We start from the raw sequence: 24359 nt of genomic DNA, 5'->3' as shown, positions 1-24359 counted from the left end.
TGCCCCCGGCCCCCGGACGCCGCCTCTATTGGATGCCCGGGCCCTACCTATTGAGACCTGCACTGACAACTTCTGCTTGACGATCGACATAAGACCGACGTACGGTTCGAGGCAGCCAGGTGAGGCAGATCACAGGACCGGGTGATGCTGTGCCTCCGGACCGTCGGCATGGCCTTCACCGGTCACGAAGAGCTGTACCCCCTGCACCAAGCGAAGTCCGGCGGGGACCGCCCGCCGGAACTCCCCTCCCCGACGTGGGCGGGGCGTCGACGGACCGGGCCCGGCGCCCGGCCACCGCGCCTCCCGCCCGCGACGGGGCGGTGAGGAAAGGAGCCGGTATGGGCTGAGGCCGATGAGGCGGCACACCCCCGCTTCCCGCACCTGATAGCAGGAACTCCCCGTCAGCCCACCGGTCACCGCCACACGGCCCCCGCCGGGCCGCGCGACCGCCGGGCCGCCCCTGCCGTCGGCGCCGGCACGCCGCACGGACTCATCGATTCGCTCCCACCCCCAGGTGAGGTTCCGTATGAAGAAGAGACCCCTGCCGACACTGGGCGCACTCGCGCTCGGCGTCACCATGGCGCTGACCACGACCGCACCGGTCGCGCACGCGGACGAGACCGGCGAGGACGCGTTCTCCACGCTGATCTTCTCCAAGACCACCGGCTTCCGGCACGACTCGATCCCCCACGGCGTCGCGCTCGTCGAGGCGCTCGGCGACGAACACGGCTTCCGGACCGAGCACACCGAGGACTCCTCGGTGTTCAACGACGAGGACCTGGCCGCCTACGACGCGGTGATCTGGCTCTCCACCACGGGCGACGTGCTCGACGAGGACGAGCAGGCCGCCTTCGAGCGCTACGTCCAGGGTGGGGGCGGCTTCGTCGGCGTCCACTCCGCCTCCGACACCCACTACGACTGGGAGTGGTACGGCGACCTCGTCGGCGGCTACTTCTCCAGCCACCCGCCGGGCACACAGGACGCCGAGGTGGTGGTCAACGACAGGGTCCACCCCTCCACCGAGCACCTCCCGGCCAGCTGGGAACGCCACGACGAGTGGTACGACTTCGACCTGTCCCCCCGCGGCGACGTGCACGTCCTGGCCGGACTCGACGAGGACTCCTACGCGGACCAGGTCGACCCCGGGGGCCAGATGGGGTGGGACCACCCGATCGCCTGGTGCCACGCCTACGACGGCGGCAGGTCCTGGTACACCGGCGGCGGCCACACCGTCGAGTCCTACTCCGAGCCGGAGTTCACCGAGCACCTGCTCGGCGGACTGCGGTGGGCGGCCGGGACCGCCGAGGGCGACTGCGGCGCCACGCAGTGGGACAACTTCGAGAAGGTCACCCTCGCGCAGGGCGAGGGCGCCGTGGGCGAGCCCATGGGCCTGGCGGTCCTGCCCGACGGCCGCGTGATGCACATCACCCGCGACGGCGATGTGCGGCTGTGGTCCCCGGACACCTACACCACCGAGCCGATCGCCCGGGTGCCGGTGTACAACCACGACGAGGACGGGCTGCAGGGCATCGCCCTGGACCCGGACTTCGAGGAGAACGGGTGGGTGTACCTGTACTACGCGCCCGTGATCGAGGGCATCCCGCCGGGTGAGGCGCCCGCGGACGGCTCTCCGGAGGACTTCGAGCCCTACGAGGGCCACAACAACCTCTCCCGCTTCCAGTTCACGGACGGGGACTCCCCCGCCCTGGACCTGGACAGCGAGCAGGTCCTGCTGGAGGTCGGGACCGACCGGGGCATGTGCTGCCACGTCGGCGGCCACATCGACTTCGACTCCGAGGGCAACCTCTACCTGGCCACCGGCGACGACACCAGCGCGTTCGGGTCGGACGGCTACACGCCCATCGACGAGCGCGAGTCGCGCAACCCCGCCTTCGACGCCCAGCGCAGTTCGGCCAACACCGCCGACCTGCGGGGCAAGCTGCTGCGGATCACCCCCACCGACGACGGCGGCTACGAGATCCCCGAGGGCAACCTCTTCCCGCCGGAGGAGTACAGCGACGGGCGGACCCGGCCCGAGATCTACGCCATGGGCCTGCGCAACCCGTTCCGGTTCACGGTGGACGAGGAGGACGGCACCGTCTACCTGGGCGACTACGGGCCCGACGCCAACGAGCCCGACCCGGAGCGGGGACCGCAGAACACGGTCTCCTGGCACGCCATCGACGAGCCCGCCAACATCGGCTGGCCCTACTGCATCGGCGACAACAGCGCGTTCGTGGACTACGACTTCACGTCGGGGACCTCCGGGGAGGCGTTCGACTGCGCCGCGCCGGTGAACGACTCCCCGCGCAACACCGGGCTGGAGGAGCTCCCCCCGGTCACGCCCGCCTCGATCTGGTACAGCTACGAGGAGTCGGAGGAGTTCCCGCAGCTGGGCACCGGCGGCGGCGCCCCGATGGGCGGCCCGGCCTACCGGTTCGACCCCGAACTGGAGTCGGACACCAAGTGGCCCGAGTACTACGACGGCATCCCGCTGTTCTACGAGTGGGACCGCGACTGGATCAAACAGGTGCACCTGGGCGACGACGGCGACGTCCTGGACATCACCGAGACCGTCCCCGACATCGGTCTGGCCAACCCCATGGACATGGAGTTCGGCCCGGACGGCTCCCTGTACGTGCTGGAGTACGGGTCCGGCTACTTCGGCGGGGCCGCCGACTCGGCGCTGTCGCGCATCGACTACACCGGCGGCGGGACCACCCCGGTCGCCGACATCAGCGCCTCCGCGACCTCGGGACCGGCCCCGCTGGAGGTGGAGTTCTCCGCGGAGGGCTCCCACCACCCCGGCGGCCTGCCCATGGAATACGCGTGGTCGTTCGGCGACGGCGGGACCTCGTCCGAGGTCTCGCCCGCCCACACCTTCGAGGAGGCGGGCCAGTACACGGTCGTGCTGACCGCGACCGACGGCGAGGGGCGCACCGGAACGGCCACCACGACGGTCACCGCGGGCAACACCGCGCCCGACGTCTCCTTCCGGACCCCGCGGGACGGCCAGTACTTCCACTGGGGCGACGAGATCCCCTTCACCGTGGACGTGGAGGACGCCGAGGACGGTTCGGTCGGCGAGGGCGTCGACTGCGGCGACGTCGCGGTCACGGCCTCGCTCGGCCACGACCGGCACGCCCACCCGTGGACCCAGTACGACAGCTGCGAGGACGTCAGCCTCACCGAGGTCGACGGCGGCCACGGGCACGACATGAACATCTTCTGGGTGCTGCAGGCCGAGTACGCCGACTCCGGCGGGGACGGGGCGCCCGCCCTCACCGGGAGCGACGGGGTCACCCTCAAGCCCGCCCGGACGCAGGCCCAGTACTTCACCGACAGCCAGGGGGTCCGGACCGAGCCCACCGAGGACGCCGAGGGCGGCCTGGTCAACGTCAGCCACATCGGCCACGGCGACTGGACCTCCTACGGGACCACCAACCTCGTCGGGGTCGAGCAGATGGAGTTCCGGGTCGCCTCCGCGGGGGCGGGCGGAACGATCGAGGCGCGCGTGGACGCCCCCGACGGTGAACTCCTCGGCAGCGTCGACGTGCCCTCCACCGGCGGCTGGCAGGAGTGGACCGACGTGGCCATGGACGTCGCCGACCCCGGCGAGACCTTCACGCTGTACCTGGTCTTCACCGGTGAGGACACCTCCGCCGAGGACGGTCTGTTCAACCTCAACTACTTCGAGGCGGTCCTGGACGGCCACGGGGGGCACGGTCCCCGGACCGAGCTGACCAGCCCGCAGGACGGCGCGGTCTTCGAGGAGGGCGAGGACGTCCCCCTCTCCGCCGAGGTCGCCGACCACTCCGGGGCCGGTGTCGAGAAGGTGGAGTTCCTCGTGGACGGCGAGGTCGTCGCCACGGTGGACGAGGCCCCCTACGAGGCCGTCTGGCAGGGGGCCGCCGAGGGAGAGTACGAGGTCGGCGCCGTGGCCACGGACGGCGACGGCGCCACCGGCGCCTCGGGTACCGCCACCGTCACGGTCGAGGCGGGCGGCGCCGAGCCGCCGGAGTGCGCCCCGCCCGAGGCCGAGGACGGCTACACCCCCCTGTGGGACGGCTCGTCGCTCGACGGGTGGACCATGGCGGGCCCGGGCGGCTTCGGCGTCGTCGACGACGGCGACGGCGACGGCTGCGCCCTGGAGACCCGGGGCGGCATGGGGCTGCTCCGGCACGAGACGGAGTGGGGGTCCTACCGGCTGAAGCTGGACTTCCTCGCCCCCGAGGAGACGGACAACTCCGGTGTCTTCGTCGGCTTCCCCGACCCCGGGGACGACCCCTGGGTCGCCGTCGAGGAGGGCTACGAGATCCAGATCGACGGCTACGGCGCGCCCGACGGAGACCCGGTCCACCGGACCGGCGCCGTCTACGGCTTCCGGGCGGCCGACTCCCACCCCGCGCGGGTCGGCGAGTGGAACGAGATGGAGATCGAGGTGGCCGACCCGGTGATCCGCGTGTGGATCAACGGGGAGCTGGTGAACGAGTTCGAGAGCACCGACCCGGCACGCGACCTGGCCTCGGGCCACATCGGGTTGCAGAACCACGGCGAGGCCGACCGGGTGCTCTTCCGCGACGTCCTCGTCCAGGAACTGGACGCGGTCGAGCCGGTCACGTTCGCCGAGGTCCACGAGCGCATCGACGCCCTGGAGGGCGAAGGCGCGCTGACCAGGTCCGAGGCGCGCCGGCTGGTCCCGCAGCTGCAGCTGGCCGAACACCACCTGAACGTCGGCCGTACCGGGCAGGCCACACACGCCCTGAACCGGTTCGTCGAGGTGGCCGAGGCGGTCGCCGACGACGCCGCAAGAGAGGAGCTGCTGGAGCTGGCCGACAGGCTGCGTCCCCTCATCGACGACGAGTGACGGGAAGCCTCCGGCGGACGACGCCCCTCCCCGGGGACGGGCGTCCGCCGGAGGCCCCGTGACCACGGCGGGGCCGGTTCCGGCCGGCCCCGCCCCCTCGGCGGCGCCCCGACGAAGACGAGAGCGACGTCGCGGCGCCGGCCCCCCACGTACGACGAGAAGAAGGTGTCACGGTGTCCGCCAAGAAGGACCGCTCCTCCCCCGACACGCGCCGCGAGGCGGCCGGGGCCCCCTCGCCCAAGCTCACCTGGGGGCTGACCGCCGGATCCGTCCTGGTGGTCGCCGCCCTGGTCGCCGTCCTCGTCCTCTCCTTCACCGGGGAGGACCGCACCGCCCCCGACCCGGCGCGCGTCGCCGAGCTCCAGGCCTCCGCGCAGGAGCGCGACCGCGCGCAGGTCGACCGGCTCGTCGAGCGCGCCGCGGCCGCGCACGAGGCGCTGGTGCCCGTGGTGGAGAGCCTGGACGCGGCCGTCCCGCCCGACGGTTCCACCCCCGCCGGGGACGCCCCCGGGGACGGGGAGGTCGACTCCTGGCTGACCACCGTCCACGAGGCCGCCGGGCACTTCGAGGACGCCCCCTCCGGGAACACCGGCCACAACGTCGCGTACGCGGGGCTGGCCAACGCCGTGGACCTGCTGGGTTCCGCGGTCGTGGCCTACTCCAACGCGGAGCGCGCGCAGGACGCGCAGCAGGCGGAGCTGCTGGAGCTGGCCGGGGACCTGCGCACCCAGGCGGTCCGCGGCTGGTCGGTGGCGGCCACCCAGCTGGACACGGTCAGCGTGGAGTCCGGCCACGGCCACGTCCACCTGTACCTGCCCGCGGCGCCCGGCAGCGGCGCGCTCGGCCCCGACGGCGCGCAGCCCGGCGAGGGCGGCGATCCCGGGGGCGACGGCGCCGACAGCGGCGACCGGTGACCGCGCCGTCCCGGAACGCCCGAAGGCACGGAGAAGGGAGCATGCGTTGACGCGAGTCGGAGTATGGCTGATCGGGGCCCGGGGGTCGGTGGCGACCACCGCCGTCCTGGGCGCCCTCGCGGTGCGGTCCGGCGCCGCCGGGCGGACGGGGTGCGTGACCGAGCGGCCCGAATTCGCCGGGGCGCGCCTGCCCGGGATCGGTGACCTGGTCTTCGGCGGCCACGACGTGTCCGAGGTCAGCCTGCGCGAGCGCGCCGAGCGGCTGGCCCGTGCCGGGGTGCTGCCCGCGCACCTGCCGTCGGCCCTCGCCGACGGGCTGGACCGGACCGAGCGCGGTCTGCTCCGGGGCCTGGACGACGTCTCCGGCGGCGTCCGGCGCGGGGACGTGGACCGCCTGGAGGCGGACCTGCGCGGGTTCTCCGAGCGGGAGGCGCTCGAACGCGTCGTGGTGGTGGACCTGTCCAGCACCGAGCCACGGCCCGGCGCGTACCCCGAGCACACCGACGCCGACGCGCTGGAGGCGGCACTGGACGCCGGGACCGCGCGGATCCCGGCCAGCTCCGCGTACGCGTACGCGGCCCTGCGCGCGGGCTGCGCGTTCGTGGAGTTCACGCCCAACACCGGCCCCCGGCTGCCCGCCCTGGCGCGGCTCGCCGACCGCTCGGGCGTTCCGTGGGCCGGCTCCGACGGCAAGACCGGGGAGACCCTGGTCAAGAGCGCGCTCGCGCCGATGTTCGCCTCCCGGGCGCTGCACGTGCGCTCGTGGTCGTCGGTCAACCTGCTCGGCGGCGGCGACGGCGCCACCCTGGCCGACCCGGCCAACGCCGAGAGCAAGCTCGCCTCCAAGGCCCGGGGGCTGGAGCACATGCTCGGCCACGGGCCGGACGGGCCCCTGCATATCGACTACGTCCCCGACCTGGGGGACGCCAAGGTCGCCTGGGACCACGTCTCGTTCGAGGGGTTCCTGGGGGCGCGGATGTCCCTGCAGTTCACCTGGTCGGGCTACGACTCCGCGCTGGCGGCGCCCCTGGTGCTGGACCTGGCGCGGCTGGCCGCCCACGCCCACCGGCAGGGCCGGTCCGGCCCCCTGCCGGAGCTGGCGTTCTTCTTCAAGGACCCCGTGGGCACCCGCGAACACGGCCTCGCCGAACAGTGGCGGGCCCTGACGTCCTGGTGCGCGGCACCGGTGGAGGAGGCCGAATGAGAGCACGCGACCTGGCGAGGCTGGTACGCCTGCCCGCGGCGCTGAGCGTTCCCGGCGACACCCTGGCCGGCGCCGCGGCGGCGGGGGGCCTGCGCGGCCCCGGGGCCTGGGCGCTGCCCGCGGCCTCGGTCTGCCTGTACTGGGCGGGCATGGCCCTCAACGACTACGCGGACCGGGAGGTGGACGCGGTCGAGCGCCCAGAACGCCCCATCCCCTCCGGGGCCGTGCTCCCCGGCGAGGCCCTGGCCGTCGCCTCGGGGCTGACCGTCACGGGCATGGGCCTGGCCGCGGCGGCGGGCGGCCGCCGGGCCGCGGGGGTGGCCACGGCCCTGGCCGCCACCGTGTGGGGCTACGACCTCCTCCTCAAGCGGACCCCGCTGGCCCCGCTGGGCATGGCGGCGGCCCGGGGGCTGGACGTGCTGCTGGGCGCGGGCGCGCGCCCCGCCGACGCGGCCGGGCCCGCGCTGGCGCTGGCCGTCCACACGCTCGGGGTGACCGCCCTGAGCCGGGGCGAGGTGCACGGGACACGGCCCGCCGTCGCGGCGGGGGCGCTGCTGTGCACCCTGGCCGGCGCCGCGCTCGCAGCCGCGCCCGCCCGGCCCGCCCGCGGACGTGCGGCGGGCGGTACCCCGGAGAGGGTCCTGGCGGGGGCGCTCGCGGGGCTCTTCGCGGTGAGGGTGGGCTCCGCCCAGGTCCGGGCGCTGGTCGAACCCGAGGCGCACAACGCCCGCGCGGCGACGGGTGAGGGGATCCGGGGCATGATCCCGCTCCAGGCGGCCCTGCTGGCCGGGCACGGCGCGCCGGGCACCGCGTGCGCGCTGGTCCTCGGCGCGCCCGTGGCGGCGCGGGCGTCCGAGGCGGTGTCGTTCACGTGAGGTTCGGATACGGCACCAACGGCTTCGGGGACCACCGGCTGGACGACGCGCTCGCCCTCCTCGCCGACCTCGGCTACGAGGGGGTGGGGCTGACGCTGGACCACCCGCACCTGGACCCCTTCGCCCCGGACGCCTTCACGCGCACGGCCCGGATCGGCCGACGGCTGTCGGAGCTGGGCCTGGCGGTGGTCGTGGAGACCGGCGCCCGCTACCTGATGGACCCGCGCCGCAAGCACGAACCCACCCTGGTCTCCGACGAGGGCGCCGGGCGGCGCGTGGACCTGCTGTGCCGCGCCGTGCGCATCGCCGAGGACCTGGGGGCCGAGGCCGTCTCCTTCTGGTCGGGCGTCCTGCCCGCGGGGGTGGGCCGGGCGCAGGGCTGGGCGCGGCTGACCTCGGGCGTGGAACGGGTCCTGGCCGCCGCCGACGACCACGGTGTGGACTGCGCGTTCGAGCCCGAGCCCGGCATGTTCGCCGAACGGGTGGCCGACGCGCTGGAGCTGCGCGGCCGGCTCGGCGACCCGCCGCGCCTGCGGCTGACCGTCGACGTCGGGCACGGCGTGTGCAACGAACCGGACGGCCCCGAGGGCGCCGTCCGGCGCGCCGGGGCCCTGATCGCCAACGTCCAGCTGGACGACATGCGGCCGGGCGTCCACGAGCACCTGGAGTTCGGCGACGGGGAGATCGACCTGCCCGGCGTCCTGGGAGCCCTGGAGGCGGTCGGCTACCGGGGCCTGGCGTCGGTGGAGCTGCCCCGCCACGGGCACGCCGCCCCCGTGGTGGCCGAGCGGTCGATCCGCGCGCTCACCCGGGCGCTGGCCGCCTCCCGGGCCCGGAGGGCGGAGGTGTGAGCGGGCGGTACGCCTTCCTGGGCACGGCCGAGGCGCGCGAGGCCCTCGCCGCCCGGGTCGCGCAGGTACGGGAGCGGCCCGCCCGGATCGCCGTGCTCTTCCCCGCGGCGGCCAGGAGCGTGGCGCGGGGGCCGGGCCCGTCCGGCGACCCCGACGGGGTGGCCGGGCCGACCCTGGAGGACATGGTGCGCGTGGAGCTGCTGGCCGCGCTGGCCGGGGCCCTGGCCCCGGCGGAGCTGGCCCAGGAGGTCCGCGACCTGTACCACCACGGTGACGCGGGTGAGCGGCGCGCCGTCCTGCGGGGCCTGGACGTGCTCGACACCGGCCGGGAGGAGCTGGCCGGCGCGGCGCGCGAACTGCTGGCCGACGCGATGCGCACCAACGACACCCGGCTGATCGCGGCGGCGGCCTCCAGCGCGGCGACGGCCCTGCTCGACGCGGACTCCTGGCGCCAGGGCGTCCTCAAGTGCCTGTTCACCGGGGTTCCGCTGGGGACGGCGGCCGGGGTGCCCGAGCGGGCCGACGCCGAGCTGGCGCGCATGTGCGCCGACCACGCCGAGGAGCGGGCCCTGGCGGGCCGGGAGGTCCCCGCCGACGTCCACCTCGTGCTGCGCCACTTCCCCGACCGGGCCGCCCGCCCGGACACCCGACGAACGGAGGCGTGATGCGTATCTTCGACCCGCACGTCCACATGACCTCACGGACCACCGACGACTACGAGGCGATGCACGCCGCAGGGGTTCGCGCCCTGGTCGAGCCGGCGTTCTGGCTGGGCCAGCCCCGGACCGGGGTGAGCTCCTTCCGCGACTACTTCGACGGCCTCGTGGGCTGGGAGCGCTTCCGGGCCGAGCGGTTCGGGATCCGCCACCACTGCGCGATCGCGCTCAACCCCAAGGAGGCCAACGACCCCCGCCTGCGAGGGGTGCTGGACCTCCTCCCCCGCTACCTGGCCAAGGACGGCGTGGTGGCGGTCGGGGAGGTGGGCTTCGACTCCCTGACCTCGGAGGAGGAGAAGGCCTTCCGCCACCAGCTGGAGCTGGCCGCGGAGTTCGGGCTGCCCGTCCTGGTGCACACCCCGCACCGCGACAAGGTGGCCGGGACCCGCCGCACCCTGCGACTGGTCGCCGAGTCCGGCATCCCGGCCGAGCGGGTGCTGGTGGACCACCTCAACGAGGCCACCGTGGCGATGGTGCACGAGTCGGGGTGCACGCTGGGCTTCTCCATCTACCCCGACACCAAGATGAGCCCGGAGCGCATGGTCCGCGTCCTGTCCGAGTGGGGCCCGGAGCGGATGGTGGTCAACTCGGCCGCCGACTGGGGCCGCAGCGACCCGCTCGCCACCCTGCGCACCGGCGAGGCCATGCTCGCCGCGGGCTTCACCGGCCGGGACGTCGAACGGGTCCTGTGGGACAACCCCGTCGAGTTCTACGGACGCAGCGGACGCCTGCTGCTGGACGACGTGCCCGGGACCGACCGCGCCGCGACCTACTCCGGCAACTCCGTCCTGCGCGGCGAGCGCGCGGACGGGGGCGCCTCGTGAGGTTGCGCCACCCCGACGGCACGGTCGTCCACCTCGCCTACTGCACCAACGTGCACCCGGCCGAGGACCTGGACGGCGTCCTGCGCCAGATCCGCGTCCACGGCGGCGGCGTGCGCGAGGCCCTGGGCGCGGACCGGCTCGGCCTGGGACTGTGGCTGCCCGCCCCGCTGGCCCGGGAGCTGGCGGCGGACCCGGGGCTGACCGACCGGCTGCGGGCGGAGCTGGGGGCCGCGGGGCTGGAGACGGTGACCCTCAACGCCTTCCCCTACACCGGGTTCCACGCGCCCGTGGTCAAGCACGCCGTGTACGGCCCCGACTGGACCGACCGGGCCAGGCTGGACTACACGGTGGACTGCGCCCGGGTGCTGGCACGGCTGCTCCCCGACGACGCCGCGCGGGGCAGCGTCTCCACCCTCCCCCTGGCCTGGCGCGCGCCGTGGGACCCCGGCCGCCTCGCCGCCGCCCGCGCGCACCTGGACGAGCTCTCCGCCGCGCTGGAGGACCTGGCGCGGCGGGAGCGCCCGGTGCGGGTGGGGCTGGAACCCGAGCCCGGGTGCGTCGTCGAGTCCACCCGTGACGCGGCCCGGCTCCTGGCGGACCCGCCGCCGCACCTGGGCGTGTGCCTGGACACCTGCCACCTCGCGACGGCCTTCGAGGAACCGGGGGCGGCCATGGACAGGCTCTCCGCCGCGGGCCTGCCCGTGGTCAAGGCCCAGGCGTCGGCGGCCGTGGAGGTCCCCGACCCCGCCGACCCGGCCGCCCGCGAGGCCCTCGCCGCCTTCACCGAGGACCGCTTCCTGCACCAGACGCGCGCCCGCGGCGAGGACGGTGCGCGGGAGGGCCGCGACGACCTGCACGAGGCCCTGGGCGGCGCCGACCCCCTGCCCGCGGACAGGCCCTGGCGCACCCACTTCCACGTGCCCCTGCACGCCCCCGCCGCCGCCCCGCTGCGCGGGACCACCGACCACCTCACCGATACCCTGCGCCGCCTCCTGGGCCCCGGCGGCGCGCGCACCGACCACGTGGAGGTGGAGACCTACACCTGGTCGGTGCTGCCCGAGGCGTCGCGCCCCACCGACGTGAAGGGGCTCACCGAGGGCATCGCCGCCGAGGTGGCCTGGGCCCGCGACCGCATGACCGGCCTCGGCCTGACCGTCCTCTGACCCCCGCCAGACGAAGGGACACCCGTATGCCGACGGAGGAACCGCGCCTGCTCGTCGTCGACGCGGTCGGGCTCACGCCCCGGCTGCTGCGACACGCGCCCCGACTGCGCGCCCTGGCCGAGAAGGGCTGGCAGGCCCCGCTGGAGACCGTCCTGCCCGCTGTCACCTGCACCGTCCAGTCCACGTTCCTGACCGGCCTGACCCCGGCCGGGCACGGCGCCGTCGGCAACGGCTGGTACTTCCGGGACCTGGGCGAGGTGTACCTGTGGCGCCAGCACAACCGCCTGGTCCGAGGGGAGAAGGTGTGGGAGACCGCCCGGCGCCACAGGCCGGGTTTTCGCACCGCGAACGTGTGCTGGTGGTACGCCATGGGCGCCACCACCGACTGGACCGTCACCCCCAGGCCGGTGTACCACGCCGACGGGCGCAAGTCCCCCGACTGCTACGCCCGTCCCCCCGCGCTCCACGACGAGCTGACCGCGGAGCTGGGACCCTTCCCGCTCTTCCACTACTGGGGGCCGACCGCGTCGATCCGCTCCACCGAGTGGATCGTGGCCGCGACCCGCAGGCTGATGCCGCGGGCCGACCTGACCCTCTGCTACGTCCCCCACCTGGACTACGACCTGCAGCGGTACGGCCCCGGCTCGGAGCAGGCCCGCCGGGCGGTGGGCGACCTGGACGCGGCCCTGGCGCCCCTGTTGGACGACGCCGAGCGCTCGGGGACCGCCGTGATGGTCCTCAGCGAGTACGGCATCACCCCCGCGGACAGGCCCGTGCACGTCAACCGGGTGCTGCGGGAGGCCGGGCTGCTGGAGGTCCACACCCAGCACGGGATGGAGTACCTGGACCCGTGGGAGTCGCGCGCCTTCGCGGTGGCCGACCACCAGTGCGCCCACGTGTACGTCCGCGACCCCGGCGACGTGTCAGCGGTCGCCGGCCTCCTCGCCGGGGTGGAGGGGGTGGACCTCGTCCTGGACCGCGACGGGCAGGCGGAGCACGGGCTGGACCACGAGCGCTCCGGCGAGCTCGTCCTCGTGGCCGACCCGGGCGCCTGGTTCACCTACTACTACTGGCTGCGCGACGGGGCGGCGCCGGACTTCGCGCGGGGCGTGGACATCCACCGCAAGCCGGGCTACGACCCGGCCGAGCTCTTCCTGGATCCCGCGGACCCGTTCGTCAAGGCGCGCGCGGCGGCCAACCTCGTGCGCAAGAAGGCCGGTCTGCGCTACGCCATGAACGTGGTCCCGCTCGACCCGGGCTGTGTGCGCGGCACCCACGGGCGCGCGCACGAGGACCCCGACGACGGCCCCCTGGTGCTGTGCACCGACCCCGGCTCCGCCCGGGAACGCGTCGCGGCCACCGAGGTCCGCGACCTCATACTCGGTCTCGCCGGTGTGCCGGCACCGGCGGGACCGTCCGCCCTCCCCTGACCCCCGGCCGTCGCCGGCTGCGGTGGTCCCTCCGCGTGCGGGGGAACCACCGCCCGGGCGGCTCCTGCCGGTGGAGGGGGGAAGTGGCCGGACATGTCCGCTCCCGGGTCTAGGGTTGGCGTATGACCGAATCGCAGGACATCCAGGCCCAGGCACGCGAGGCAATCCTCAAGAAGATCGTGGAGCTCGCTCCCGAGGCCGAGGAGGCCGAAGACGTGAAGGACCTCGCCGAGGCCTACGCGCTGATCGTCAGCGCCGACGAGGAGCACGCGGGGCACTAGGACGGGGTCACCGCCCTTCGGGCGCCGACGGCTTCTCGTCGGCGCCTTCGTCGTCCCCGGGGTCGTGACCGCCGGCGAGGACGGCCGGGCTCGGGGGCGACGGCCGGGCTCCCGGCCACAGGCAGGCCGACCCCCTCGTCCGCCAGGGACGGTCCCCCACCTGTATGGGGCTCACTCGGCGCACGCCCACACCTGGCGGCCGGTGTACGGTCCATCCCCACGTGCGTAGGGCTCACTCGACCTCGCCGACGCGCTCGTGCCCGTCCGCCGGTCCATCCCCACGTGCGTGGGTCTCACTGGCCGGGTTCGCGAACGTTCCGCTGATGAAGCGGTCCATCCCCACGTGCGTGGGGCTCACGTGTTGGGTTTGCCTTCGGGCCAGTCGCCGAGCGGTCCATCCCCACGTGCGTGGGGCTCACACGCTGATCCGCCCCTCGATCGAGGGAGTGAACGGTCCATCCCCACGTGCGTGGGGCTCACATGAGGGGGTGGACTTCAGCCACGGCCGTGTCCGGTCCATCCCCACGTGCGTGGGGCTCACGGACCCCGGCGGGCGGGCCGGTACGTCACCGCCGGTCCATCCCCACGTGCGTGGGGCTCACGACGTCATCACCGGCCGGTTCATGCGGCAGGACGGTCCATCCCCACGTGCGTGGGGCTCACCAGCTCCGGCGTGTCCGCCCCGGGGGCGGCCGCGGTCCATCCCCACGTGCGTGGGGCTCACGGGCTGACGGTGGAGGCCGTCGTCGACCTGGGCGGTCCATCCCCACGTGCGTGGGGCTCACAGCGGCGAGGAGTGGACGCTGCAGGACCTGACCGGTCCATCCCCACGTGCGTGGGGCTCACGCGCAGCGGCTGGTCAGCCACCTCCTGGCCTCCGGTCCATCCCCACGTGCGTGGGGCTCACCTGGTTCTCCGGTGAGCGGGCGCCCCATATCCGCGGTCCATCCCCACGTGCGTGGGGCTCACGGGGCGGTACCGGTACGGTGCGCGTATGCCCTCTGGTCCATCCCCACGTGCGTGGGGCTCACGGCACCCCGGGGACCGGGCCGCTCCGGGCCGGCGGTCCATCCCCACGTGCGTGGGGCTCACCCGGCTCCAGGTCCGGAGCACCCGGCGCGCGGCGGTCCATCCCCACGTGCGTGGGGCTCACACTTCACTACCTGCGACAACGCGGGGCGTTATCTCCGCGAGACCTACCGGACGGTGTTCCACCATGTGGCGGCGCTCCCCCGTGCCCGTGGACGGCCACGCCACCGACTCCGTGAACGGGCGGGTGACCACCCACGTGCCGAGGGGGTGGTGGTCCAGGTCGACGGGCCCATCGCTGCCGAGCACGTACCCGATGGACCGGTCCGCTTCCACGCCGGTGTCCGCCTGCTCCAGCAGTCGGGGCGTGGATCCGAGCCTGTGCATCAGGTGCCGCAGCCGGAGGCCGGGCCCTGCGGGGATCGGTGAGGTCGCCAGGTCCTCGAAGCACCGCCCCGCAAGACCGAGGCACGTGCGGCGGGACGCGCGGCGGGACGCGCGGAACGCGTGCCCGGGGCCACCGCCCGGGCGCCGGTTCCGCGCGTCCCGGCGCGATCAGCCCTCCTGCGCGGCGATCAGGCTCGCCGGGCGCAGGTCGGTCCACTCGCGCTCCACGTACTCCAGCGCCTCGGCCCGGGAAGTCTCGCCCTGGGCCACCCGCCACCCCCGGGGCACCTCGGCGAAGGCGGGCCACAGGGAGTGCTGTCCCTCGTCGTTGACCAGCACCAGGAAACGGCCGTCCTCGTCGTCGAAGGGGTTGCTCACGTCGATCGTTCTCCTTTGTCGTCGTGGGTCTCGCGCGCCGTTCGCGCGACACCGTCAGCGCGCGCGGCGGTCCCGCGCGCGTCCGCGTCCTGCATCGCGCACGAGTGCGCGCAACCGCTCGGCGTACTCGTCGACCAGGGCCCGGACCGTCGCGGTCCGGTGCCGGTGGGCCGAGTAGGTCCAGGAGAGCTCCAGCCTCTCCCCGACCACGGCGCCGGTCACGTCGAACAGGCTGGTGCGCTCCTCGTCCGGGGCGTGGTCGCACGGCGGCAGGGGCAGCGGACGCCCCACCGGCCCCCCGCCCCGGTCGCCGAAGCGCCCCAGGTAGTTGAAGGTCACCGGCGGCTCGGGCATCGCGGCCAGTGCCGCGTGGGCCCGCCCCCCGGCCAGCTCCCGCAGCGCCCCGAAGCCGATCCCGTCCGGGGCGGCCCGGCGCAGCCCGCGCGCGACGGCGATCGCCCCGGCGGTGTCGGCGTCCGCTGGGACCTCCAGCAGCACCGGGTGGATCGCGGTGAACCAGCCCACCGTGCGGGACAGGTCCACGTCGTCGAACAGGTCCTCTCGCCCGTGCCCCTCCTTGGCCACCAGCAGGCGGGGGGAGCCGCTCCAGCCGGTCAGCACCTTCGCCAGAGCGCCGAGCAGGACGTCGTCGATGCTGCTGCGCAGGCTGCCGGGCACCCGGCGCAGCAGGACCGCGGTCTCCTCGGCCGACAGGGAGGCCGTGAGGACCCGCTGCGAGGACACGTCGTCGGGTCCGGAGTCCAGCTCCACGGGAAGGCGCGCGTCCGCGGCCCGGGCCGCCAGGTCGGACCAGTGGCCGGCGTCCCCGTCGAAGGCCCCCCGGGCGGTGTGCTCCCCGAGGCGGCGGGCCCACTCCGGGAAGGGCGTGGTGGGCGCGCCCAGGTCCACCTTCTCGCCCCGGTCCAGTTGTCCGTAGGCGGTGGCCAGGTCCTCCAGCAGCACCCGCCAGGACACGGCGTCGACCACCAGGTGGTGCGCCGACAGCAGCACCCGCGGGGCGCGTCCGGGACCGGCGTCGAACACCACGGCCTCGAACAACGGCCCCCGTGCGAGCCGTTCGGGGTGGCGTGCGCGCAGCGCCTCGCGCTCCACCGCCCGCTCCAGCTCCTCTCCGTCCACCCGCACCACCCGGGCACGGTGGGGCGTGTCGGCGTCCAGGAGCCCGCGCGGGCCGTCCCCGTCGTCGACGACCCTCAGGCGCAGCATGGCGTGGTGGGCGGGCAGGCTGTCGGCGGCCCGCGCCCACAGGTCGGGGTCGGTGCCCTCGGCGACCTCGAACAGCAGCGACATGTCGAAGTGCTCGGGGCGGCGGGGGCGGGTGCGGAAGAACCAGCGGTCCACGGGGGTGGGCGGGACGGGGCCGGTGACCGGGGCCCGCACGCCGGCGCCGCCGACGGTCCCGCTCCGGTCGGCCGCGGCGGCCAGGTCGGCGACCGTCTGATGCAGGAAGGCGTCGCGGGTGGTGACGTTCCACCCCGCCTCGCGCACGCGCGAGACCATCTGGATGCTCAGGATCGAGTCGCCGCCCAGGGCGAAGAAGTTGTCGTGGCGGCCCACGTCCGCCACGTGCAGCAGCTCCGACCAGATCCGCGCCAGCGCCCCTTCGGTGGCGCCGCGCGGCGCCGTGTCCTCCCGCTCCCGGTCGCCGGACTCGTCCGGTTCGGGCAGCGCCGCCCGGTCCACCTTGCCGTTGGCGTTGAGGGGGATGGCCCGCAGGGGCACCACGGCCCCCGGGACCATGTAGTCGGGCAGGGTCTCGCGCAACCGCTCGCGCACGTCCGGCAGGCCGGTCCCGCCCTCCTCGCGGGGAACCACGTAGGCGACCAGGCCGCGCGCACCCGAGGCGGCGCGACGGACCTGGACGGTGGCCTGCTCCACGTCGGGCAGGCGCAGCAGGGCCGCCTCCACCTCGCCCGGCTCGATGCGGAACCCGCGCAGTTTGACCTGGGAGTCGGCGCGGCCGGTGTACTCCAGCTCCCCGGAGTTGTTCCAGCGGACCAGGTCGCCGGTGCGGTAGAGCCGACCGCCGTCGCCGAAGGGGTCGGCCACGTAGCGTTCGGCGGTCAGGGCCGGTCGGCCGTGGTAGCCGCGCGTGGCCCGCCCGCCCACGTACAGCTCGCCGATCGCGCCCACCGGCACCGGCCGCAGCCGCTCGTCCAGCACGTGCAGCCGCGTGCCGTCCAGGGGTCGGCCGATCGGCACCGGGTCGGGGGTGGCGCCCTCGCGGGGCAGCGCGTGGTGGGCGGCGAAGGTGGTGGTCTCGGTGGGCCCGTACCCGTTGGCCACCGTCGTGTCCGGGCAGGCGCGCCGCACCAGTTCCACCGCGTGCGGGCTCGCCGCCTCGCCACCGGTGACGACCTGCTCCATCCCCGCGAAGCAGGACGGGTCCTGGGCGGCGTAGAGGTTGAACAGCGCCGCGGTGACGAAGGTGGCGCTGACCCCGTGCCCGGAGACCAGCGCGGCGAAGCCGTCCGCGTCCAGTCGGCCCGGCGGGGCCACCACGACGGCGCCGCCGGTCAGCAGGGGCGCCCAGATCTCGTAGGTGGCGGCGTCGAAGGCGTGCGAGGAGTGGAAGAGCGTGCGCCGGGCGTGCCCGCCCGACCAGCGCCGGTCCGCCGCCAGGCGCACCACGTCGGCGTGGGTCACCGCCACGCCCTTGGGCGTCCCGGTGGAACCCGAGGTGTACATGACGTAGGCGAGCTGGTCGGGGTGGGCCCGGTCCAGGCCCTCGACGGGGGCGCCGGCGTCCGGCACGGGGTCGAGGGCGTCGACCCGCACCGCCGGGACCGCGGAGGGCGCCCGGGAGGCGCAGGCCGCGTCGGTGACCACGCACGGGGCCCCGGTCTCGGAGACCAGGAGGCGGACGCGTTCGGCGGGGTCGTCGGGGTGCACGGGGACGTAGGCGCCCCCGGCGCGCAGCACGGCGAGCATCGCGGTGACCACGTGCGGGCCCCGCTCCAGGAGCAGGGGCACGGGGGTCTCGGGCCCCACCCCCAGCGAGCGCAGCCGTCCGGCCAGGGCCGCCGAGGCCCGGTCGAGTTCGGCGTAGGTCGTCGTCACGCCGGGTCCCGCCAGGGCGGGCGCGTCGGGCAGGGCGCGCGCCCGCTCGCCGAACACCTCGGGCACCGACGCCGGCGGGTGCCCGGGGGCGCCCGTGCTCCAGGAGCGCAGGGCCTCGGCCTCGTCCGGCGCGGGTGGGGGGTCCAGCTCCCGCACGCGCGCGTGCGGGGCACGGGAGAGCAGGTCCAGGGTGGCGGCGAGGTGGTGGGCGATCCGGTCGGCCGTGCGGGCGTCGAACAGGTCGGTGTCGTACTCCACCGCGCCCAGCAGCCGCCCGTCCTCCTCGGCGAACTCCACCGTCAGGTCGAACTGGGTGTGCCGGTGGGCGACGGCGTGGGGGCGCGCGTCGAGGCCGTCCGCCTTCCAGGGGGAGCCCGGTGTGTTCCGCAGCGTGACCAGGGCCTGGACCAGGGTGGGGCGGGAGGGGTCGCGCTCCTGCCCGGTCGCGTCCACGACGGCGTCGAAGGGCGCCTCGCCGTGCTCGAACGCGGCCAGGACGGTCGCGCGCACGTCGGCCAGCAGCGCGGAGGCGGACGCGTCGGGGTCCACCCGCAGGCGCAGGGCCAGGGTGTCGACGAAGAACCCGACCACGTTCTCCAGGTCGGCGCCGTCGCGTCCGGAGGTCACCGTGCCCATCACCACGTCGTGCCGGCCGCTGTGGCGCGCGAGCGTCAGCGCGGTGGCCGCGACCAGCACCATGAACAGCGTCAGGCCGTGTTCGGACTCCAGTTCGCGCACGCGCTCGCGCACCCGCGCGGGGACCTCGAAGGAGCGCGCGGCGCCGCGGCCGCGCCGTTGGGCGGGCCGGGGCCGGTCGGTGGGCAGTTCCAGGGGCTCGACCCCGGCCAGGTGGTCGCGCCAGTACCGCAGGTGCTCCTCGAAGGCCCCCGAGCGCGCCCGTTCCTCCTGCCACACGGCCACGTCGGTGGAGCGCAGGAGCACCGGATGCAGGCCCGCGGCCCCGGGCAGTTCCCCGGCCGGGGCGCCGGGCCGTTCCCGGGCGGCCCGGTAGAGCTCCCCCAGCTCCCCGACGAGCACCGACATGGACCAGGCGTCGGTGACGATGTGGTGCATGGTGATCGCCAGGACGTGGTCGCCCTCGTCCACGCGCACCAGCATCACCCGGGTCAGGGGGCCTCGGGCCAGGTCGAAGGGCCGGGAGGCGAACTCCTCCAGCAGCGCGTCCAGCCGTTCCTCGCGCCCGCCCCCGGGGGCGCCGCCCGGGTCGACCGTGGCCAGGGGCAGGCCGCAGGCGTCGAGCACGACCTGGCAGGGCGCGCCGTCCCGGGAGGGGAAGACCGTGCGCAGCGCCTCGTGGCGCGCGGCCAGGGCGTCCAGTGCGCGCTCCAGCGCCGGGACGTCCAACGCCCCGGACAGGCGCAGCGCGCCGCCGGAGTTGTACCCGGCCCCTCCCGGCGAGTACTGGTCCAGGAACCACATCCGGCGCTGCGCGGCGGACAGGGGCGCCGCTCCCCCGTGCTCCACGCGCACGGGTGCGGAGCGGTGCTCGCCGGGGCCCTCGTAGAGCTCGGCCAGCGCGGCGACGGTCGGCCGCTCGAACAGCGCGCGCAGCGGGGGGCGGGCGCCGAGCCGGTCGGCGGCGCGGGCGAGCATGCGCACCCCGCTGACGGAGTCGCCGCCCGCACGGAAGAAGTCGTCGTGCACGCCGACACGCTCCAGGCCGAGCAGGGAGCACCACACCGCGGCCAGCTCCCGCTCCACGGCGGTGCGCGGGGCCGTGTACCCGTTCCCGGAGCGCCCGGTCCAGTCCACGGCGGGCAGCGCGCGCCGGTCGGTCTTGCCGTTGGCGGTCACCGGGATGTCGTCCAGGACGACGAAGGCCGCCGGGACCAGGTAGGAGGGCAGCGACCGGGCGGCCCGCTCCAGGGCCTCGGGGCTCGTGGCGCGTCCGGGGGCGGGGACGGCGTAGGCGACCAGGCGGCGCGAGGAGCCGGTGCCGTCGACCACCACCACGGCCCGTTCCACCTCGGGGAGGCGGGTGAGCACGTGCTCGACCTCGCCCGGTTCGACGCGGTGGCCGCGGATCTTGACCTGGGCGTCGGTGCGGCCCAGGAACTCCAGCCGTCCGCGGCGGCGCACGACCAGGTCGCCGGAGCGGTACATGCGCCCGCCCTCGGCGTCCGGGTCGGCGACGAAGCGCTCCGCGGTGGTGCCGGGGAGCCCGAGGTAACCGTGGGCGAGCCCGTCGCCGCTGATGTAGAGCTCGCCGGGGACGCCGTCGGGCACCGGGCGCAGCCACCGGTCCAGGACCCGGACACGGGTGCCCGCCACCGGGTCGCCCAGGGCGGGGGTTCCCGCTCCCGAGAGCGGGGCGCTGATGGTGGCGCACACGGTGGACTCGGTGGGCCCGTAGCCGTTGTACACGGCGCGGTCGTCGCAGAAGCGGGCGATCTGCTCGCCGGGGCAGGCCTCGCCCGCCACGAGCAGGTGTTCCACCGGTCCCAGTTCCCCGGGGGACAGGCCGGGCAGGAGCGCCGGGGGCAGCGTCACGTGGGTGACGCGGTGCTCGCGCAGGGCGCGGGGCAGCCCCTCCCCCATCAGGGAGGGGCGTGGCAGCAGTACCGCCGCGGCCCCGTTGAGCAGGGCGACCGTCATCTCGGCGATGGCCGCGTCGAAACTGGGGGAGGCGAACTGGAGCACCCGGCAGCCGGGGCCCACACGCATGCGCTCGCCCTGGGTGGCGGCCAGGGCGGCCAGGCCGCGGTGCGCCACCAGCACGCCCTTGGGTCTGCCGGTGGAGCCGGAGGTGTGGATGAGGTAGGCGGGGTCCTCGGGGTGCAGCGCCTCGCGCAGCGGCTCGGCCCGGGCCACGGCGGGGTCCGCCGCGTCCAGCGACGGGAGGCCCGCGGGCAGCCGGGGGGCGGACGCGGCGTCGACGATCACGGCGCGTGGCGCGGCGTCCTCCAGGACGGTGGCCAACCGCTCGGCCGGGTACTCCGGGTCCAGGGGCACGTAGACCCCTCCCGCGTACACCACGCCCAGCAGCGCCTCGCCCAGGGCCGTGCCCCGCTCCACGCACACCCCGACGCGGTCGCCCCGGCGCACGCCCAGCTCCCGCAGGCGACGGGCCGTGCGCGCGGCCCGGTCGTCGGCCTCGGCGAAGGAGACGGTGCGGTCGGCGTCGACCAACGCGGGGTCCGCGGGGCGCAACCGGGCCTGCTCCGCGAACAGGTCGGGCAGGGGGCGCGGACGCGGACCGGGCGCACCGGTCCGGGAGCGTTCCGGCTCCCGGGACCGCCCGCGGCCCCTCAGGGGCAGGGCCCGCAGGGGGCGGGGGTCCTCGGTGTCCTCCAGCACCCGCACCAGGTCCGCGACCAGACCCTCCACGGTGGCACGGTCGAACAGGGCGGTGTCGAACTCGGCCGACCCCGCGACGCCGTCGGGGCCGGGGCGGAACTCCAGGGTCAGGTCGAAGACCGACTGGCCGCGCCGCACCTGCACCGGTTCCACGTCCAGGTCGCCCAGGCCCGCCTCCCCGGGGGTCCGGGCGCTCTGGAAGACCACCGCGGCCTGCACCAGCGGCGGCACCGCGGGGTCGCGTTCGGTCAGGACGGCGTCCACGACCGTGTCGAAGGGGACCTCGCCGTGGTCGAGGTCGGCGAGGAACCCGGCACGCGTCCGGTCGAGCAGCTCCGCGAAGGACAGCTCCTCGTCCACCTGTTGGCGCACGGCCAGGGTGTTGACGAAGAAGCCCGTCATCCCGTGCAGCCGTCGGTCCTCGCGCCCGGAGGCGACGGTGCCCAGCACCACGTCGGGGTTGCGGCTCCAGCGGGCCGCGGTCACCTGGGCCGCGGCCAGCAGCACCGTGGACAGGTGGGCGCCGCGTCCGGAGGCCAGGCGTTCCAGGCGTTGCACCAGCGGAGCGGGCAGGGAGAAGGGCAGGGTGTCGCCCGCGCCGTCGCGCACGGCCGGCCGCGGCCGGTCGGTGGGCAGCTCCAGCACGGGGGGGTCGGCGAGTCTGCGGCGCCAGTGGTCCAGCGAGCGGGCCAGGGCGGGCCCGGCCAGGCGCGAGCGCTGCCAGGAGGCGTAGTCGGCGTACTGGGCGGGCAGCGGGTCCAGGTCGGCGGCCAGGGCGTCCGGGGCGCGGCCGGGGTCGGCGGTGGCGGCGCGGTAGAGGGTGTCCAGCTCGCCGCGCAGCAGGTCCAGGGACCAGCCGTCGGTGACGATGTGGTGCAGGCACAGCACCAGCACGTGGCTGTCGGGTCCCTCCACCAGGAGCCGGCTCCGCATCAGGGGGCCGCGCTCCAGGTCGAAGGGCAGGGCGTACTCGTGGGCCGCCCTCTCGGCGGACTCCTCGCGTCCGCCGGTCACGGTCGGGGGGAGGTCCACCTCGTAGGGTGCGCCGACGACCTGCATCCCCTCGCCGTCGACCTCGGTGAAGGTGGTGCGCAGGGACTCGTGCCGGTGCACCAGCGCGGTCAGGGCTCGTCTCAGCGCCCCGGCGTCGAGGTCACCGGTCAGTCGCAGGACCAGGGCGGAGTTGTAGTCGGTGCGCCCCGGCCGCATCTGGTCCAGGACCCAGAGCCGCTGCTGGGCGAAGGACAGCGCGACCGGGCGGTCGCGGGGGACGCGGGGGATGTCCTGGCCGCCCCCGCCGCGCTCGCGCAGGCGGCGCAGGACCTCCTCGCGGGCCCTGGCGCGGTCGAGCTCGGAAGTGTGGTCAACGGGGGCGTCGCTCATGGTCGGTGTGTCGGTCCTCGTGTGCGCAGGGGTGGTGGATCAGGCGTTGGGGCCCACGGCGAGCCCGCTCAGACGCAGGGTGCGCCCGTTGTACTGCAGGGCCGTGGCACGTGCGGGGGCTGCGGGGTCGGTGAGGAAGCGCCCGCTGAGGGCGATCCCGCCGTGGCGCTCGGAGACCACCCGGAAGGCTCCGCCCGGCCCGGTGGTCAGCTCTCCCTCGAAGCCGTTGGACATGACCAGCCGGTGGCCGCCGCGGTCCTGGACGACCTCGGCGCTCAGGCCGCCGTTGCCGTAGTGCCCGGTGACCCGGTCGGGGGCGGTCGCGGTGGCGGCGGAGCCCTCGGCCGCGGCGTCGGGCTGGCGGTAGTGGCCCACGTCCACCCCCAGCTCGCGCAGACCGCGGACCAGGTGCTCCCAGGTGGTCACACCGGTGGTGGAGTTGGTGGTCAGGGCGACCACCGTCCCGCCCTCGGGGTCCACGCGCAGGTTGCAGGTGGCCCCGTCCAGGGTTCCGTCGTGGCCGTGCCACAGGCGGTCGCCCGCCAGGTGCAGGGACCAGCCGGCGCCCCAGCCGTCGGCCAGGCCGAAGGGGTCGGCGACGCTCACCGGGCGCCCCATCTCGCCCAGCACCTCCGGTGCGGCGACCTCGCCGTCCAGGGCCGCGTGCCCGGGGTCGAGGAAGGCCCTGCCGAAGGCCGCCAGGGTGGCGGCGCTCGCGGCCAGGCCCCCGGCGGGGGCGAGGGCGGGCTCGATGTGGAAGCCCACCGGGTGGGCCCGGCCCGCGCCGTCGACGGCGTGGCCGGTGACCAGCCCGGGGGCGGGGGGCCGCGGCGCCGGGACCGGCGCCAGTTCCATGCCGGTGGACCAGCACAGGTGCGACTCCACGGTCTCCCACCAGTCCTGGCCGGTGACGGCCTCCACGAGTCGGCCCGCCACGGCGTAGCCGGTGTTGGAGTAGGAGAACACCGTCCCCGGTGGGGCGATGCGGTCCTCGGGGGTCAGCGAGGAGACGTAGCGGCGCAGGGAGGTCGCGGGGGCGTGCGCGGTCCGCTCCGAGACCAGGCCGGCGGTGTGGCTGAGCAGGTGGCGGGCGGTGACCCCCCGCAGCGGGTGGTCGGGGGAGCCGCCCCCCAGGTGGTCCAGCACGGGGGCGTCGAGGTCGACGTCGCCGTCCTCCACCAGTTGCATGACCAGGGCGGCGGTGACGGTCTTGGTCACCGAGCCCAGGGGGAAGAGGGAGGCGTCCTCCACGGGACGCCCGGTCGCGGAGTCCTCCACGCCGGTGACACAGGTGTGCAGCTCTCCGCGGTGGTAGACCGCGAGTTGGGCTCCGGGGACGCCGGTCCGGAGAGCGGACCTCAGGAGCAGGTCGGACAGGGCCTCGCGCACGATGGTTCTCCTCGTGGAGCTCGGAGGGCACCCGAAAGGCCGGCGCCCGGGACGGGGGCGGCCGGTCGCTTCGGTGGGGACATGGCGGTTCGACGCACGTGCCACGGATACTCACATATCGCTTCGAATCTTGGCAAGGGATTCGGATATGGCGGGAACCAGGCTAGGGGGAATGCGGTCGGGCGTACGCGGAGATTTCCGTGGTGTGAAGGCATTGCGCCCTCATCGGTGGTCGTCGGGTTTTTTCGTATGCCCCCCGGTTTTAGCAG

General features: G+C 75.3%; 13 protein-coding genes and 1 CRISPR repeat array. Of the genes, 10 read left to right on the top strand and 3 right to left on the bottom strand.

Features of this window, described 5'->3' with window-relative positions; translation table 11 throughout:
• Nucleotides 1–526 precede the first annotated feature (526 nt).
• The 10 genes from ACIRPH_RS05365 to ACIRPH_RS05320 all read left to right on the top strand — a co-directional run bounded on the left by ACIRPH_RS05365 (nucleotide 527) and on the right by ACIRPH_RS05320 (nucleotide 13125).
• Nucleotides 527–4867, top strand: coding sequence for a ThuA domain-containing protein (locus ACIRPH_RS05365; RefSeq protein ID WP_402909627.1), 4341 nt, complete (start codon nucleotides 527–529; stop codon nucleotides 4865–4867).
• A gap of 173 nt (nucleotides 4868–5040) precedes the next feature.
• Nucleotides 5041–5781, top strand: coding sequence for a hypothetical protein (locus tag ACIRPH_RS05360; RefSeq protein WP_402909624.1), 741 nt, complete (start codon nucleotides 5041–5043; stop codon nucleotides 5779–5781).
• 46 nt (nucleotides 5782–5827) lie between these two features.
• Entirely contained in the window at nucleotides 5828–6985 is a 1158-nt protein-coding gene (locus ACIRPH_RS05355; RefSeq protein WP_402909621.1) for an inositol-3-phosphate synthase, read from the top strand.
• A complete protein-coding gene (locus ACIRPH_RS05350; protein WP_402909619.1) occupies nucleotides 6982–7860 on the top strand; it encodes an SCO3242 family prenyltransferase in 879 nt (292 codons plus the stop codon). Before ACIRPH_RS05355 ends, ACIRPH_RS05350 begins: the two co-directional genes overlap by 4 nt.
• A complete protein-coding gene (locus tag ACIRPH_RS05345) occupies nucleotides 7857–8711 on the top strand; it encodes a sugar phosphate isomerase/epimerase family protein (protein WP_402909616.1) in 855 nt (284 codons plus the stop codon). Before ACIRPH_RS05350 ends, ACIRPH_RS05345 begins: the two co-directional genes overlap by 4 nt.
• On the top strand, nucleotides 8708–9376 hold the full coding sequence (locus tag ACIRPH_RS05340; RefSeq protein WP_402909614.1) for an EboA domain-containing protein: 669 nt from the start codon (nucleotides 8708–8710) through the stop codon (nucleotides 9374–9376). Before ACIRPH_RS05345 ends, ACIRPH_RS05340 begins: the two co-directional genes overlap by 4 nt.
• Nucleotides 9376–10251: a TatD family hydrolase gene (locus ACIRPH_RS05335; protein WP_402909612.1), complete on the top strand. Its 876-nt coding sequence runs from the start codon at nucleotides 9376–9378 to the stop codon at nucleotides 10249–10251. The genes ACIRPH_RS05340 and ACIRPH_RS05335 overlap by 1 nt, the downstream gene beginning before the upstream one ends.
• Nucleotides 10248–11414: a metabolite traffic protein EboE gene (gene eboE / locus ACIRPH_RS05330; RefSeq protein WP_402909610.1), complete on the top strand. Its 1167-nt coding sequence runs from the start codon at nucleotides 10248–10250 to the stop codon at nucleotides 11412–11414. Before ACIRPH_RS05335 ends, eboE begins: the two co-directional genes overlap by 4 nt.
• Nucleotides 11415–11440: 26 nt before the next feature.
• Nucleotides 11441–12844, top strand: a complete 1404-nt coding sequence (locus ACIRPH_RS05325) for a nucleotide pyrophosphatase/phosphodiesterase family protein (protein ID WP_402909608.1) — start codon at nucleotides 11441–11443, stop codon at nucleotides 12842–12844.
• 122 nt (nucleotides 12845–12966) lie between these two features.
• Nucleotides 12967–13125 carry a hypothetical protein gene (locus ACIRPH_RS05320; RefSeq protein ID WP_402909606.1) on the top strand — a complete coding sequence of 53 codons (159 nt, stop codon included), beginning with the start codon at nucleotides 12967–12969 and terminating at the stop codon, nucleotides 13123–13125.
• 207 nt (nucleotides 13126–13332) lie between these two features.
• Nucleotides 13333–14278: direct repeats of the CRISPR family, unit length 29 nt; unit sequence CGGTCCATCCCCACGTGCGTGGGGCTCAC.
• Between the two features lie 431 nt (nucleotides 14279–14709).
• On the opposite strand, the gene ACIRPH_RS05315 is transcribed toward ACIRPH_RS05320, so the two are convergent.
• Genes ACIRPH_RS05315 through ACIRPH_RS05305 form a run of 3 tightly spaced genes read right to left on the bottom strand, consistent with a single transcriptional unit; the run spans nucleotide 14710 to nucleotide 24090 of the window.
• Nucleotides 14710–14919, bottom strand: a complete 210-nt coding sequence (locus ACIRPH_RS05315; protein WP_267949778.1) for an MbtH family protein — start codon at nucleotides 14917–14919, stop codon at nucleotides 14710–14712.
• A 54-nt stretch (nucleotides 14920–14973) separates the two neighbouring features.
• Nucleotides 14974–22701, bottom strand: a complete 7728-nt coding sequence (locus ACIRPH_RS05310; protein WP_402909604.1) for an amino acid adenylation domain-containing protein — start codon at nucleotides 22699–22701, stop codon at nucleotides 14974–14976.
• A gap of 39 nt (nucleotides 22702–22740) precedes the next feature.
• Nucleotides 22741–24090 (bottom strand): serine hydrolase domain-containing protein, encoded by a 1350-nt coding sequence (locus tag ACIRPH_RS05305; protein ID WP_402909601.1) that lies wholly within the window; start codon nucleotides 24088–24090, stop codon nucleotides 22741–22743.
• Between the last annotated feature and the right edge of the window lie 269 nt (nucleotides 24091–24359).

Source organism: Nocardiopsis sp. NPDC101807, assembly GCF_044766605.1.
Taxonomy (GTDB): Bacteria; Actinomycetota; Actinomycetes; order Streptosporangiales; family Streptosporangiaceae; genus Nocardiopsis; species Nocardiopsis tropica.
The sequence above is the reverse complement of the archived record's forward strand: the minus strand, read 5'-3'. Positions and strand labels throughout refer to the sequence as shown.